We start from the raw sequence: 16,060 nt of genomic DNA on the forward strand, positions 1-16,060 counted from the left end.
CAGGTAACAAGAGAGGAGAAATGAATCATGAAAGATATGGACATCAAAGCCGTCTTTATTGGCGACAAAGCAGAAAATGGCCAAGTGTATAAAATGTTATTGAATAAGATGTTGGATGAACATTTAGGTTGGCGTGAAAATTATTTACCAGCTGACCTTCCCGCAATCAGTGAAGCAGACAAATCAACAACGTCTTATCTTACGACTCGACAACATATGATGGAGGTCTTAGATGAAGTCAGTGAACGAATGCGTGCCGGTTCAATTCCTTGGCATTCAGCCGGACGTTATTGGGGACAAATGAATGCAGAAACATTGATGCCAGCTTTGTTGGCTTATCACTTTGCGATGCTTTGGAATCCTAATAACGTGGCATTGGAATCCTCAATGGCCACATCACAAATGGAAGCAGAAATCGGAGAAGACTTTGCGAAGCTGTTTAGTATGCCGAATGGTTGGGGACATCTGACAGCGGATGGTTCAATTGCGAATTTAGAAGGTCTATGGTATGCCCGTTGTATCAAATCGATTCCTTTAGCGGTCAAAGAAACTTATCCTGAAAAAGTGAAAGACCTATCGGACTGGGAATTACTTAATCTATCTGTAGAAGAAATATTAGAAATGATCGAAACATTTACTGATGAAGAATTAGACAATGTCAAAGCTGCATCTTCACGAAGTGGGAAACACATCCAAGAATTGGGCAAATGGCTTGTTCCTCAAACCAAACACTATTCATGGATGAAAGCATTAGATATTTGTGGTGTCGGGTTGGATCAAATGATCGCGATCCCCGTTGATGACTGCTACCGAATGGATGTCCAAGTATTGGAAAAGACGATTCGTGAACTAGCTATCCAACATATCCCCATCCTAGGTGTGGTCGCTGTTGTAGGTACAACAGAAGAAGGACAAGTCGATCGTGTCGATCAAATCGTTGAACTTAGAGAAAAATTGAAAGATGAAGGCATTTATTTCTACCTTCACGTGGATGCAGCTTATGGTGGCTATGCTCGTTGTTTGTTCATGAATGAAGCGTATGAATTTGTACCTTACGCATCATTAGCAAAATTTTATGAAGAACATCATGTTTTCCATCATGAAGTGAAAATCGAACGAAGTGTTTATGAAGGATTCAAGGCAATCAGTGAAGCCGAATCAGTGACTGTTGATCCCCATAAGATGGGCTATGTACCTTATGCGGCAGGAGGAATCACGATCAAACATAAAAGTATGCGGAATATCATCTCTTATTTTGCACCTTATGTGTTTGAAAAATCCGTTAAAGCACCGGATATGTTAGGTGCCTATATTTTAGAAGGTTCAAAAGCTGGGGCAACGGCTGCGGCAGTTTGGACGGCACACCGAGTTCTGCCTTTGAATGTCACTGGCTATGGTCAATTGATTGGTGCATCGATCGAAGCCGCTCAACGTTTCCGAGAATTTCTTGATCAATTAAGCTTTACTGTCAATGGGAAAACAATCGAAGTCTATCCATTGAATCATCCAGATTTCAATATGGTCGATTGGGCATTCAAAGTTCAAGGTTGTACAGATTTAAAAGAAATCAACCGTTTGAATGAAGAAATGTTTGATGTCTCCTCTTATATGGAAGGTGATGTGTACGCAGAACGCTTTATTACTTCTCATACGACCTTCACGCAAGCGGATTATGGCGATTCTCCAGTAGCATTTGTTGAAAGCATGGGTGTTCCACAAGAAGAATGGCAAAAAGAACAACAAGTTACTTTGTTGCGAGCTGCGATCATGACCCCGTATTTAACCGATGACAACATCTTTGCTTATTACACCGAAGCCATCAAACACGCAATGGAAGAAAAACTAAGAGAAGTTCTTGCGTAGTTTTAGTGATAGAAAGAAGGATCAATCATGACAGACTCAAAATCTACCAAACAACTGTCAACGTTAACGTTTATTGGGATGACTTGCGCTTTAGTCGCAAGCGTCCGCAATATTCCTGATGTCGCTGCCACTGGTTGGACGATGTTGTTTTATATGTTAGTTGCTGTACTCTTTTATGCGTTTCCGATCTCTCTGATCTCAGGAGAGTTTGCAGGGATGTTTCCTCAAAAGGGAGGGCCAGAACTATGGGTCTCTCAATCCCTCGGTAGAAAATGGGGATTTGTCGTCTCTTGGCTTTTATGGGTTCAAATGTTTCCAGGGATGGTCATGGTTGCCTCAGCACTCGCCCCATTGTTTGGCAACATGGTCAATAACGTCCCACTAGGCTTGAATAGTAAATTCACATTACTCGTGATTTTAGTCGTTTATTGGATCATCACACTATTGAACTTAAAATTCGACATGGCAAAAATTGGCGGGAAAATCGGTGTCTGGTTGGGGTTGTATATCCCGTTGGCATTGATGCTCCTATTAGGTGTTGCAGCATGGATCAAGGTCGGTATCATGCCAAATGGAACATTAGGGAAATTTTCTTGGGATCTTTTAGTTCCCGATCCAAGTACTGCAAAATCATTCGTTTATTTTGCACCGATCATGTTCATTTTTACTGGCATCGAAATGTCTTCTGTTTATATCACTCGATTGGCACATCCAGTTAAAACTTATATACGCGGTATTTTCGCTGCGTTAGTCTTTTTATTTGTGGTAAACACGCTGAATGCGTTAGTCGTTGCCAATGTAGTACCAAAGGGTCAAATGGAGTTGAATAATATTGCCCAATCCATTTCGATCGATTGCCAAATTCTTGGCTTGCCACATATGATTGTGAACCTATTCAGCTTACTTGTATTTGTCGGTGTCGCTGTACAATTGTCTGCTTGGGCTTCTGGTCCAGCCAAAACTGTTACAGAAAGTGCAAGAAAAGGCGCGTATCCTCCTCGTTTCAATTTTTGGAAAACCAATGAATTTGATGTGTCAAAAGCGGTGATCTTGACACAATCCATTATCATTTCTGTGTTTGCACTATTTTATTTATTGATTCCAGGAGTCAATCAAGCATTTTTGATGTTAGTAAATGCAACGACAGTGATTTATTGTATCGTCTATCTCATCATGGGTGTCGCATTCTTACGTTTTAGAAAAACAAATCCAACTATCCCTCGTCCATTTCGCATCGGTAAAAAAGAGGGAAATGGGAATCTCGGTGCATGGCTTGTTGTGTTAGTCTTATTTGCAGCAATCGTTTTTTCTGTCGGACTTACATTAAAAGCTGGTACATGGATCAACTTTGTGGCTGTCGCATTGATCAGCGGCATTCTTTTTGTTGCCCCATTATGTATCGAAAAAATTAGAAAACCTTCTTGGGAACAAGAAATAAAAAACAAATTGAGTGAACAAAAATCAACGAAGCAATCGGAGTAAAGGGAAAAAATTTCGTTTGAAAAGCAAACCTATAAACCTGGCTCATATTAAATCACACTAATTATTTCATGTTTGCCTGAAATAATCGACATAAGAAACCCTCCTTCTTACGTATAATAAGTATTATCAAATGAAATACAGGAGGGATTGCCGATGACATGGTACAAAGAAACTGCTGAACAAACAATGAATAAATTAAAGACGACCAAAGATGGTCTTTCAAATCAAGAACGTACCAGTCGTTTAGAAATACAAGGACGAAATGAAATAGAAGTGAAAAAGAAAGTCAGTCCGCTTCGGAAATTTTTGAAGCATTTTACGGATTTGTTGATGATCATCCTGATGGTGGCTTCTGTCTTGAAGTTTTTAACGGGTGATTATATTGAAGGTAGTATTATTTTACTTGTAGTGATCATCAATAGTTTTGTTGGTTATTGGCAAGAAAGAAAAGCAGAAGAGTCACTCAATGGGTTAAAAAGTTTAATGAGTCAAGACGCAGTGGTTCTTTCTGAAGGCGTCAAGAAAAGTATCCCTGCCACTGAGATCGTGCAAGGGGATATAGTTAGTTTAACAGCTGGAGATGTCGTGCCTGCCGATATTCGTTTAGTCGAAACATATGGTTTGATGATCGAAGAAGCTGCGTTGACCGGTGAATCCGATGCGGTAGAGAAAATGAGTGAGTCGTTAGTCGATGAATTAGGCGCAGGAGATCAACTCAATATGGCTTTTTCAGGTACACTTGTCCAAGCTGGATCGGCGCTTGGTGTCGTCGTTGAAACAGGGAATACGACAGAGATTGGTAAAATCAATCAGGCATTACAATCAGTTCAACAACAAACGACCCCTTTGGTTCGCAAGATCCATCAGTTGAACAAGCAAATCTTCAGAGGAATCGTTTTTCTAAGTTTATTCTTGATTTTCTTTACCTCATTTAGGTATGGCTTAGAATGGAACTTTTTATTCTCAACGATCATTGCGTTGATCGTTTCTATGATCCCCGAAGGCTTGCCAGCGGTATTGACGATGATCCTCTCACTGGGGGTCAATGAAATGGCACAAGAACAAGCGATTATCAAAGGACTACCTTCCGTTGAAACACTTGGTTCAATGACGGTGATCTGTTCAGATAAAACGGGTACGTTGACCAAAAATGAAATGACTGTTGTGGAAACAATGACAGAAGATGAGACACGCTTACTTGAAATCATGAAAAATTGTCAAGAAGTGCAAACGAAAGATGATCAAGTAGTGGAAACGTTGAGTGGCAATCCAACTGAGCTGGCTTTATTACGATACACAGCTGAACAGAATCTTCCCCTAAAAACGGCGCTTGCTAAACTGCCATTTAGCTCAAGTTATAAATATATGGCAACATTGCATGAAGAACAGGACCATGCAGTAGTATTTGTCAAAGGAGCGCCAGAAGTTTTATTATCGAAATCTTCTTTGTCACAATCAGAACAGCAACAATGGATCAACCAAGCATCACAACTAGCAAAAAAAGGCCAACGTGTATTAGGGTTCGCCTACAAGCAATTGCCTATTGAGCAAGAATTAGACCATGCACAGTTGCAACAACTGACATTTGTTGGGATTGCAGGAATCATTGATCCACCAAAAGAGAGTGCGATCCAAGCGGTAAGAGAGTGTCAGCAAGCAGGGATCTCGGTGAAAATGATTACTGGTGACCATAAAGACACAGCCCAAGCAATTGCTGATCAAATCGGGTTGAAGCATACGAGTAATGTCCTTGAAGGGATCGATATCGATCGACTCTCTGATCAAGATTTAGCGAAGAAAGTGAGCAAAGTCGATGTCTTTGCTCGAACGACTCCGGAGCATAAATTAAGGATCGTAGAAGCTTTGCAGAAAAATGGCGAAATCGTTGGGATGACCGGTGATGGTGTCAATGACGCGCCCGCATTGAAGCGAGCAGATGTGGGAATCGCTATGGGGATCAAAGGAAGTGAAGTCAGTAAACAAGCCGCAGATATGGTCTTAGGCGATGACAACTTCCATACGATCGCTAAAGCAGTCAAAGAAGGACGTCGGATTTTAGATAATTTACAAAAAACGATCAGCTTCTTCTTACCTACATCTTTAGCACAAGGTTTGGTGATCATCTGGGCATTACTTGCGAATCAGCCATTGCCTTTGACACCGATCCAAATCTTATGGGTCAATATGGTGACAACAATCACGTTATCCTATGCGTTAGGCTTTGAACAAGCAAGTAAAGACACGATGAGTCGGCCACCAAGAGATCCTAACCAAGGGATTTTGACTAAGTACAATGTTTTCCGGATTTTCTATGTGTCCCTTTTGATCATTATCCCAGCTTATTGGTTGGCAATGCAGTTTGAAGGTCAAGCCTTACAACAAACTGTTCTTTTACAAAACATTGTTGCTGCCCAAGCCGTCTATATGATCAATTGCCGTGAGCAAGTCGATGCTTCATTGAACAAAGGCTTCTTCCAAAATAAATTCTTATTTATTTCATTAGGTATTTTATTTGTCCTCCAAACTGGAGTCATTTATCTACCCTTTGCGCAACAAGTCATTGAAACAACAAGTTTGAGCTTTGCTCAACATTTGCCAATCCTTGCAAATGTACTTCTATTATTTACAATCGTAGAAGTCGAGAAACGAATCAGTAAAACATGGATCAAAAGAAAAGAAAGAGAAGCTTTTGCCGGTAACTGAGAATCCAATGAATAAAGTCAAAGCGGCAGTCTTCCCCTAGGTTACTTTAGAGGAAGACTGCCGCTTTTTTATGTTTTAATACTTGGAGCTGAACGCTTCTTGCACAACCTGATAAATGGTGTTCAAGAAGCTGACCTTCAACATTAAGCTGAAAAATCAAAAAATATGGAAAGCTATTTTCTGATTTCCCATCTTACTGCTCAGGTCAGAGCGCTTTTCTCACAACCTAGATAAACGGTGTTCAAAAGCCAGCTCCTTCAATATTAAGTCAAAAATTGAAAAATATGAGAAGCTATTTTCTCAATTTCTGCCTTAATACTTGGAGCTGAACGGCTTTTTCACAACCTATGATAAACGGTGTTCAAGAAGCAACACTTCAATAATAAGCCAAAAAAATCAAAAATGAAAAAGCCATTTTCGCTTTTTCTGTCTTATTACTCAGTGCTGAACGCTTCTTTCACAACCTTACAAATAACTTCTAAATGTGAGTTCGGTCAATTGGTCGAGCTCGTTTTTGGTTGGTATGGTAGAGATGTAGATGATTGGTATCGGGACTTGGTCGAGGGGGGTGTTTGAGACGAACAAGTCGTTTTTATGGAACGTGATGTCAGAAAGTTGAGATAATTCTACTGGAATCAATTGAACTCGTTTCCCAAAGTAATCATTTAATTCTTGTTGCAAAAAGGCTTTCCAAGAGGGTTCGCCTTGAAAGAAGAAATACAGGTTCAATTTATTTGGACGAACGGATAAGATCGCTTGCTGGATCAAAAATGATAAGAGGCGCAAAAAGTATTCGTCTTCTTGAACAGGTAACTCTTGTTTCAGTTGCTCAAGTAATTCTTGTTTGAATGGGTACAACTGTGGATATTGCTGCTCATATTCTTCCAAGAAATAGTGATACTGCAAATTCAACTGCTCGATCAAGATAGGTGATTCATGATATTTCAACAATAACAAGATCAGGTTATCAGCAAGTTTTGTCTCGTTTAATTCTTCTAAGTGCAAGGTATCAGCTAAATCTTGAACGAATTGTTTGATCTTGCCCGAAAAAGGATAACTTTGCAAGATATCTGCCACGGGTTCTTGGTATTGATTGTTGTAATTCCAACTTTCTAAAAAGCAAAAGAAAGCAAAAATCAATTCATCTTTTTGTAAATAAACGCCTTCTAATTCGTAAAGTTCGGTCAATTCCGTAGCATACGTGGAGAAAAGAGTATCTTCAGGTTCAAAGAAAGAGTCCTCGATACGGCAGTTTGCCTTAACACGTATCGTGTTGATGAAAAACCAGCAAATGCCAAAAATCTCTTCTGTTTCAACAGAAAAAGGGGTTTGCTTCAAGCGTTTCAAAAAACGAAAGTAATGGGATTCATGGATGGAATAATCTTCAAAAAAATAATTATTATGAGTAAATGGCATCAAAAGACGATGATAAAACAAACGGATCGCATTTTCAGAACCGGTCATCGTGCTTGTATATTTTGTCAGCTTGATCTGTAACCCATAACGAAGGAGTTGGCGATTGACTTTTCTTGTATGGCGTTTCAACGTTTCGTAAGAAAGTCCATTGGCTGCTAAGAAATTGGTTGTGGAACATTCCTTTGTAAACAATAGTTCTTTGATCAATTGTACACTGACGGATTGCTTTAGAAACAATTCCCACAGATCATTGGCAAGTAGATTTTTTTGATTGAGCAAACGAATCCCTGACTGATCACTATCGATCAACCAGCCATCAGGTAACTGTGAACGGATCACTTGTAAATCGGAAAAAATCGTACGCTCTGTTGTATTGGTTTCTTCAGCAAGCTCATTGACAGTGATTTTGGGATGGTTTAAAAGTAGTTCAATCAACGTGACTTGTCGTTGTAAATCCTTTTCAGTGATGATTTGGTGCATGAGCGAATACATCCAACATCCCTCCTTTTAAAACAAATTATAACACAATCCTTGACTTACATAAGCGGTTTCTTGTAGTTTTGGAGTAAGAGATAACAGCGTGGATTTATCGAAAGGAATGAATTGTAATGACAACAAAAAACGAAAAATACAAACGTTTATTAGCGATCGCAGAAGCCGGTCTCTTCTATGGCAAAGATCCGTTTGACGAAGAACGTTACCAAGAATTGAAATCGATTGCTTTATCATTATTAAGTAATGGCGACAAGGAAATCGAAGAGCGTCTTGAGTTTATTTTAGAACAAAATGAAGGGTATCCCACACCAAAAGTCGATGTACGTGCTTTTATCAAACAAGAGGATAAAGTACTGTTAGTGGAAGACAGCAATACAAAAGAGTGGGCATTACCGGGTGGTTTTGCGGAAATCGGCTATTCACCAAAAGAAAATATCGAAAAAGAGGTGAAAGAAGAAACTGGGCTAACAGTGACGGTGGATCAACTACTGGCGATTTTTGATACCAATACCCGAAAAGATATTCCACAAGCCTTTCAATACTATAAAGTCATTTTTGGATGTTCAATCATCGGAGGTTCTTTTATCACGAATAATGAAACTTCAAACAGCGCCTTTTTTGCATTGGATGATTTACCTACTCTTTCCCAAAAACGGACGACAGAAGAACAGCTTGCGATCTTAGCGAAAGGTCATTTGCCTTATTTTGACTGATCAATATATTTTTGTTGCATTTGCAACAAAAATCAGTACAATAAAAGTACAACTAAAGGAGAGAAGAGATGGCTGAGATCATAAGAGAAATCGGCGCGATAGCACGAGCGTTAGATTCGATCAGTAATATTGAGTTTAAAGAAGTCGCTTTGACGAGGGGGCAATACCTGTATCTCGTTCGGATTTGTGAAAATCCAGGTATCATTCAAGAAAAAATAGCCGAAATGCTTAAAGTCGATCGAACGACAACTGCCCGTGCGCTGAAAAAGCTGGAAAGTAATGGCTTGATTCGACGTGTAACGGACGAACAGAACAAGAAAAATAAAAGGTGTTATCCAACAGCCCAAGGAGAAGCACTTTATCCGATGATCATCCGAGAACACCATCATTCTACGAAAGTCGCTTTAGCTGGCTTGTCTGAAGAAGAAATCCAACAGTTGGAAAGATTATTGACACACGTAAGGAAAAATATCAGCGAAGACTGGAATTTTGTAAAAAAGGGCAATAAACGCCTGTATTGAAAGGGATGTTGGAGTGGGAAAGGTAGAAATCAGACCGATTGTGGGAAGTGAAGTGGAACGCCTTCAAGCAATCAGCATTGAAACGTACACAGATACTTTTGGCGAATATAACACGCAGGCAGATATGGATGCGTATCTTTCGCAAGCGTATGATTTGCAGCGATTGACAAAAGAACTGATCCAGCCAGAATCAGCTTTTTTCTGGGCGCTAGATCATGGCGAAATTGCAGGTTATCTAAAACTGAACATAGGAAAAGCACAATCCGAGGAAATGCCTGAGGATCATCTAGAAATCGAACGGATCTATATTCGACCACCCTATAAGAAAAAAGGGATCGGCACTCACTTGATGAACTGGGCGTTGGCTCAAGCGAAAGCACAGGGAAAAACAGCTGTGTGGTTAGGTGTGTGGGAACATAATGATCCAGCCCAAGCTTTTTACCGTAAGCATGGGTTCATACGCCAAGGACAACATGTGTTTTATATGGGAGACGATGCACAGATCGATCATATCTTAGTCAAAAAAATCAATGAGGTGTAACGAATGAAAAAATTTGTAGCAGATCCATCATTTTGGGAAGTGTTCCCAGAAGCAAAAATCGAGATCCTAACGGTAGAAGGGATCAATAACGAAGTCGTTGATGAAAACAAAGCCGATTACTATGACAAATTGAATCGTGCTGCTAAAGAAGCAAGAAATTATTTAACAGAAGAACCTTTTAGTCAAAATGAAGTGATTGCACAATGGCGTCAAGCATTTACCCAGTTCAAGACCAAAAAAGGCGCACGTTCATCGATCGAGGCACTGCTAAAAAGAGCCAGTCAAGGTCGCGAATTTTTCCCAATCAGTCCGTTAGTGGATATCTATAATAGTATCTCTTTGCGCTTTGGCGTAGCCTGTGGCGGAGAAGATCTTGACACAATCGTTGGGGATCTTCATTTGGGTAAAGCCCAAGGTGGAGAAAATTTCTTGCCATTAGGCGCAGAAGCAGATGCGCCCGCATTACCAGAAGAAATCATTTATTATGATAAAGAAGGCGCAGTTTGTCGCTGCTTTAACTGGCGTGAAGCGCAACGGACTATGTTAACAGAAAAAACGACGAACGCTGTGTTGGTGATCGAGGCAGTCAACGCACAACAAGCAGAAGTTGCCGGAAAAGCAATGACTGCTTTACAAGAAGACATTGAACGAACATTTGGTGTAACGAGTACTAGACAAACAGTGACGAAAGAACAACCAGAAATCACTTTGTGACCAGACACGTAGGAAATAACCAAAACGATGGAGTCACTCGTAATCTTCAAACAAAGCAAACTTGAAGATTGCGGGTGATTTGTCTTTTGATCGCTTAACACGAAAATAAGCAACGTTCGCTCGATCATCTTGTGCTTAATAGCAGTGACTTCCACTAAGTGTGTTTCCGCTTTCGTGCTATAATGAAAACAAGCTTTTATTTAGAGGAGGCGTTGTCAAATGATCCATAAATCTCGTGTCATGCTATATGTCGAAGATGTCGCGTTAGTCAGTCGGTTTTTCGTTGAGCAATTGAAGGCAGAAATAGTAGAAACGTTGGAATTGCCAGAGGAATATCAAAGCATTGTCTTGCGTATGTCGCAAGAATTGGAGTTGGCTATTTTTCCTCGGACATTCGTTGAACGATTTTCACCAGAAGTGTTAGGTCCACCACCGTCTATGATTTTCTTTACAGATAAGTTTGATGAACTTTACGAACAAATCGAAACAGCTGGTGAAATTTTGGAGAATAATGGCTTGTTGACGTTTAACTTTTCCGATCCTGAAGGAAATTTTTTTGTGATTGCAAAATTAGAATCGACAGAAAAAGTAGATGAAAGGGAGACAGAAGATGAAAATCTCGATCACTGAAACACTTGAAGATTATTTCAAAAAGCAACGGATGAAAAAGAGTGATAAATTGAGAATGAAGAATTTGAAATCTGGGAAAAATCCTGCCAAAGGATGGAATAAAATGGTCGATACAGGCTTCGGTGGTTTAAATTCTTTAGATTATCGTGGAAAAGGGAGTAATTTACCGATCAGCCAAATCGACAATCAGCAATTTCGTGCGGAAGAACAAAAGCGAATCGGTAAAGAAACCCATAGATAGAAGCTTCTTCAACTATTGTGTACTTAGTTTTATTTATTAGTAATCGACATACTCTTCTCTAAATGAAAGCGGAATAGGTAAATAGTAATGTTCGGATTTTTGATTAAATCCGAATTTTTTGTTTACTTATTTCTATATTTGGGATAATATTAAACACGTTGTTTTATTAATAAATCTAATATAGTAAGAACTTTTTTATAAATGTTCGGTTTTAGGGGGATGAACGATGAAGGAAAAGATACTTTCCTACTTCGAGATTGACGCACTGAATACGACGGTGAAACGTGAGATACTGGCTGGGTTTACGACATTTATCTCTATGGTATATATCTTATTTGTCAATCCAACAGTGCTTGGTGCTTCGGGGATGGATGAAGGGGCAGTGTTTACTGCGACAGCATTAGCCAGTGCCATTGGCTGTATTTTGATGGGGGTCGTTGCACGCTACCCGATTGGAACAGCACCTGCGCTAGGAATCAATGCCTTTTTTGCTTACTCGGTCTGTTTAGGTATGGGAATTCCATGGGAAACAGCATTGGCAGGAGTGTTTGTCGCTTCGTTGATTTTTATTTTGATCACCATTTTTAAATTACGTGAGATGATCATTGATGCCATTCCAACAGACTTGAAGTTTGCGATTTCTGGTGGGATTGGTTTGTTTATTGCCTTTCTAGGCTTGAGTGAAGGTGGCTTGATCGTGGCAAATGAATCAACGCTTGTTGGCTTAGGTTCATTGAGTGTCGGTTCCACTTGGTTGACGATTTTTGGTTTGATCGTTACTGCGGTATTGTTAGTTCGTCGTGTACCAGGAGGGATTTTTATCGGAATGGTAGCTACCACACTTCTAGGACTAGTCACTGGACTGATTCCTATGCCTTCACAACTTGTTGCGGCAGCACCTAGCTTGAAACCCACTTTCTTAGTTGCATTGAAACACGTTGGTGATATCAATAGCTTACAAATGTGGGTAGTCGTTTTGACGTTCTTGTTAGTGACATTCTTTGATACAGCTGGAACATTGGTTGGTCTAGCAAACCAAGCTGGTTTCATGCAAGATAACAAAATGCCACGTGTTGGGAAAGCATTAGCTTCGGATTCTACTGCGATGTTAGCTGGTTCATTGTTAGGTACATCGCCCGTTGGGGCTTTTGTTGAGTCATCCGCAGGGATCGCCGTTGGTGGACGATCTGGATTAACTGCAATCACAACAGGGATTTTATTCTTGTTCGGGTTGTTTTTCTCACCATTATTATCAGTCGTGACTTCTCAAGTAACTGCACCTGCGCTGATTTTAGTTGGTGTGTTGATGGCCCAATCGTTACGTCAGATCGAATGGGGGAAAATGGAGATTGCGATTCCCGCTTTCTTGATCTTGATCGGTATGCCGTTGACTTATAGTATCTCAGATGGGATTGCATTAGGATTCATCTTTTATCCAATCACCATGCTAGCAGCAAAACGTGGCAAAGAAGTCTCACCGATCATGTACGCGCTATTCTTTGTCTTTATAGGATTCATGTGGATCTTGAATGTTTGATTGATTTAGGTAGAACTTGAGTGTTCATTCGCTTTTAAAAGAGTGAGGGGCAGTCCAGTCGTCCTTTCTCAAAAATAAAAAACGAGTCTGATTTTGATGTTTTTTTGTCAAAATTGGACTCGTTTTTAGTCATATACACACTTTTTATCCATGTGTTCCCCTAATTTCCTTAGATCTAGTGCCATGAGCGCCAGTTTGATATCACTCGCCCACGTTAGTGAAAACATTGGCACACCAAGTAAGCCTTTAGATGACCGGTCACTGGTTCGACGAGTTTGCAAACACTGTTTATTTGGTTTTAAGGTATGAAACAAAAAATGAATTTTATTTTTGTCCCACCAACAAATCGAACCGCTGAAAAATAAGGACTAGAATATGACGACATGAAATTAATCGATCTTTACGATAACAATCGTTTAAAATATATGTGGTCTTTTGAATACACTGATAAAAACGTTGTTAATTACGTAGCAGCAATTCCACATTTTAAGTTTATACGATTAGTTGAAGAGATAGTTCTAAAAAAATTGAACATACAAAGGAAAAAGATAAATGAGGTACCATTTGAATAAAACAACAAATCATGATATGATTGTTTTGCAGAAAAAGAACATGTGAACACTGAAGCCCTAGAGTAGTAGGATACTCTAGGGCTTTTCTTTTTGGCTAATGTCGCCGTATTTGTTTTACTTCTTGTTACGAGTATTCAGCCAGTACTCGTATGTGGCTACTAGTAAGCCGACAAGAAGGGGGCAGAAAAATGCTAAGAACATGTGAACACCTCCTCCCAGTCGCAAGACTGTAGGATAGGCGACTACTCATTTTAACATTTCATCATAATAATAACCATGCTTTGATAATAGGTAAATAATTATCATTTTATGTCCCTTTTATTGCATTGTTAGAAAATTATTCAAGTATAGTTTCTTAGTTAGTAAATGTGAGTCCAACGAAGTATACCTTTGTTGGGCTTCTTTGATTTGCCATACAAAAAATGAAATAAATGTACACTCGCTTCGTTTTTGTAAACCTCAAGGGAATCTAATTTTGTTAAATTATTAATTGTTCTGAGGCGTTGGTTTATTTGAAACGGAGGCGAACGATGAAAAGGAAAACATTAATAGTAGTGATTCTGGCGGTATTAAGTATTCCAGCCAATATAAGTTATGCGGTTGAAAATGAAGTTTTATTTGAAGATACAATTGATAGTGAAGTACTTGATGAAATACAAGATGATCAATTAGAGGATATTGAATCATCTGTGGAGATAGACGCTGAATCAGGGTTAGAGGAAGCTTCGGAGGAAGTAAAAGAGTCTGATGATCCGACAGTTTCTGAATCAGTAGATCAAGAAGAAGTAAAAGAAAGTTCAATAGAAGTTACAAAGACACAAAATAAAGAAGCAGAGGTAATTGCTTCAGGTCAAAATGGAACTGGATTTACTTGGACTCTGTACGAAGATGGGGTACTTGTCTGTGGGGGAGGAACATGGTCAGGATCTTTTTCTGCATGGTACTCTTGGCGAAGTCAAATAACTAAAGTCATTATTACTGACGAAATAGATCCGCCCAACAATAGTGACAGATTTAGTACGATGTTTTATAACTGTAGCAATTTAATAGCAGACGAAGGATTGGAAAAATTAAAAACAGGGAATGCAAAGTCTTTTGCTTTGATGTTTTATAACTGTGAAAGATTAGAAACGATAGATTTATCTAGTTTCGATACTAGTAGTTCAACAAGTTTTGCTTCTATGTTTGAAAATTGTGTGAAATTAGAAAAAATTGATTGTTCTAAATTTAAAACCACTAATTCAATTAATTTTAGTAAAATGTTTGCATTTTGTAGAAATGTTAAAGAGTTGGACGTAGCTAATTTCGATGTGAGTAAGGCAATAAATTTATCAGGAATGTTTCAAGGCTGTAATTCTATAAGTTCAATAGATGTAAGCAAATTCAACACTGAAAATACTACTAATTTTAGTTCAATGTTTATAGGTTATAAAGGAACTCAACTGGATGTTTCAAACTTTAATACTGAAAAAGCAACTGATATGAGTTTTATGTTTCAAAATGTGTCTAATATTGCTGAATTAGATGTTTCAAACTTTCAAATGAAAAACGTTAAAAATATGGAGTATATGTTTTCAGCAATGACTAGTTTAACAAACTTGAACTTACAAGGATTTGATGTTTCAAATGTAGAAAAAATTTCTGCGTGCTTTTCTGGATTAGCTAGCATTGAAAGATTAGATCTATCTCATTTTGTGACAAACAATTTGCGAGAAGCAGAGTATGTATTTAGAAATATGACGAATTTAAAAGAATTAAATATTGATAATTGGATTATACCGTCTAATGTTTCAGTTTATAAATTCTTTGAAGGTACCTTATCTACCAAAATTACGATTGGTTCTAGAGTAACATTAAATACCCTTATGTATATGCCCGATCTTAGTAGAGGATACGTATGGGCAGACACAAATGATGAAATAATAGATAGTGATCAATTAGTTGCTTTTCATAATAAAAATGGAGTAAGCAACACCTATCGAATCGAAGAGTTGCATACCTTGACATTTGATACGATAGGAGGGTCAGAAGTTGATAGTCAAAGAAGTATTATCGGTAAAAATTGGATTGTTCCTGATGTACCAGAAAAGAAGGGATATATATTTGACTATTGGTCGACAGACAAAGATGGAGAAAATCCATATGATTTCAAAACTCCTATCTCCAGCTCACTCATATTGTATGCACAATATACTCCAGCCTATACCGTGAGCATACCAGCAACTATAAATCTAAACGAAACTAATCAATTAAAGGTAGTTGCGGAAAATTATGTGGAAGCAAAGACTTTGATCATTTCAACAGATGAAAAAGTGTCATTAAGAAATATACACGATAGTACACGGATACTTGAGAAGAAGATTACTAAAGAAAAAGAATATCCTGAATCAACTAATGTATTAGAAGTAGCAGGTATAAAAAAGGAAGAAAATACTTTATACATTCAGCAAGCTGAAGAAAAAGAATTAGCAGGAACCTACGAAGTGATTTTAAATTTCACCATAGATTTTTATTAGGAGTAAGTACATGAATGAAACTAAAAAAATACTTTATACATTTTGTTTGGTTGTTATTTGTAATCTGATTGCATTAATTATAGGGATTCAGATAAGGAAAGTGGGGTTATAGAATT

The 16,060-nt window shown here is 38.5% G+C and carries 12 protein-coding genes; 11 read left to right on the forward strand and 1 reads right to left on the reverse strand.

The window, feature by feature from the left end; translation table 11 throughout:
* Positions 1-27: 27 nt before the first annotated feature.
* The 3 genes from tdc (at position 28) to IGI79_RS01685 (ending at position 6,048) form a co-directional block, all read left to right on the forward strand.
* Positions 28-1,863, forward strand: a complete 1,836-nt coding sequence (tdc, locus tag IGI79_RS01675) for a tyrosine decarboxylase (protein ID WP_104776469.1) — start codon at positions 28-30, stop codon at positions 1,861-1,863.
* Between the two features lie 27 nt (positions 1,864-1,890).
* A complete protein-coding gene (locus tag IGI79_RS01680; RefSeq protein WP_062805805.1) occupies positions 1,891-3,345 on the forward strand; it encodes an amino acid permease in 1,455 nt (484 codons plus the stop codon).
* A gap of 153 nt (positions 3,346-3,498) precedes the next feature.
* Entirely contained in the window at positions 3,499-6,048 is a 2,550-nt protein-coding gene (locus IGI79_RS01685; protein ID WP_065096874.1) for an HAD-IC family P-type ATPase, read from the forward strand.
* A 465-nt stretch (positions 6,049-6,513) separates the two neighbouring features.
* Here IGI79_RS01685 and IGI79_RS01690 read toward each other — a convergent pair whose 3' ends face one another.
* A complete protein-coding gene (locus tag IGI79_RS01690) occupies positions 6,514-7,956 on the reverse strand; it encodes a helix-turn-helix domain-containing protein (RefSeq protein WP_195273677.1) in 1,443 nt (480 codons plus the stop codon).
* Between the two features lie 116 nt (positions 7,957-8,072).
* Between IGI79_RS01690 and IGI79_RS01695 the strand changes: the two genes are divergently transcribed.
* The 8 genes from IGI79_RS01695 to IGI79_RS01730 all read left to right on the forward strand — a co-directional run bounded on the left by IGI79_RS01695 (position 8,073) and on the right by IGI79_RS01730 (position 15,944).
* Complete coding sequence (locus IGI79_RS01695) at positions 8,073-8,672, forward strand: NUDIX hydrolase N-terminal domain-containing protein (protein ID WP_104776473.1); 600 nt, start codon at positions 8,073-8,075, stop codon at positions 8,670-8,672.
* A 68-nt stretch (positions 8,673-8,740) separates the two neighbouring features.
* Entirely contained in the window at positions 8,741-9,193 is a 453-nt protein-coding gene (locus IGI79_RS01700; protein ID WP_062805801.1) for a MarR family winged helix-turn-helix transcriptional regulator, read from the forward strand.
* Positions 9,194-9,206: 13 nt separating this feature from the next.
* Complete coding sequence (locus tag IGI79_RS01705; protein WP_071866215.1) at positions 9,207-9,734, forward strand: GNAT family N-acetyltransferase; 528 nt, start codon at positions 9,207-9,209, stop codon at positions 9,732-9,734.
* A 3-nt stretch (positions 9,735-9,737) separates the two neighbouring features.
* Entirely contained in the window at positions 9,738-10,448 is a 711-nt protein-coding gene (locus IGI79_RS01710; protein WP_195273676.1) for a B3/B4 domain-containing protein, read from the forward strand.
* A gap of 219 nt (positions 10,449-10,667) precedes the next feature.
* On the forward strand, positions 10,668-11,078 hold the full coding sequence (locus tag IGI79_RS01715) for a glyoxalase/bleomycin resistance protein/dioxygenase (protein ID WP_023519027.1): 411 nt from the start codon (positions 10,668-10,670) through the stop codon (positions 11,076-11,078).
* Positions 11,059-11,319, forward strand: coding sequence for a hypothetical protein (locus IGI79_RS01720; protein ID WP_019724093.1), 261 nt, complete (start codon positions 11,059-11,061; stop codon positions 11,317-11,319). The genes IGI79_RS01715 and IGI79_RS01720 overlap by 20 nt, the downstream gene beginning before the upstream one ends.
* 226 nt (positions 11,320-11,545) lie before the next feature.
* Positions 11,546-12,856, forward strand: coding sequence for an NCS2 family permease (locus IGI79_RS01725; protein WP_195273674.1), 1,311 nt, complete (start codon positions 11,546-11,548; stop codon positions 12,854-12,856).
* A 1,102-nt stretch (positions 12,857-13,958) separates the two neighbouring features.
* Entirely contained in the window at positions 13,959-15,944 is a 1,986-nt protein-coding gene (locus tag IGI79_RS01730; protein WP_438845631.1) for a BspA family leucine-rich repeat surface protein, read from the forward strand.
* Positions 15,945-16,060 lie beyond the last annotated feature (116 nt).

The organism is Enterococcus sp. AZ084 (genome assembly GCF_051714905.1).
Taxonomy (GTDB): domain Bacteria; phylum Bacillota; class Bacilli; order Lactobacillales; family Enterococcaceae; genus Enterococcus_B; species Enterococcus_B pernyi.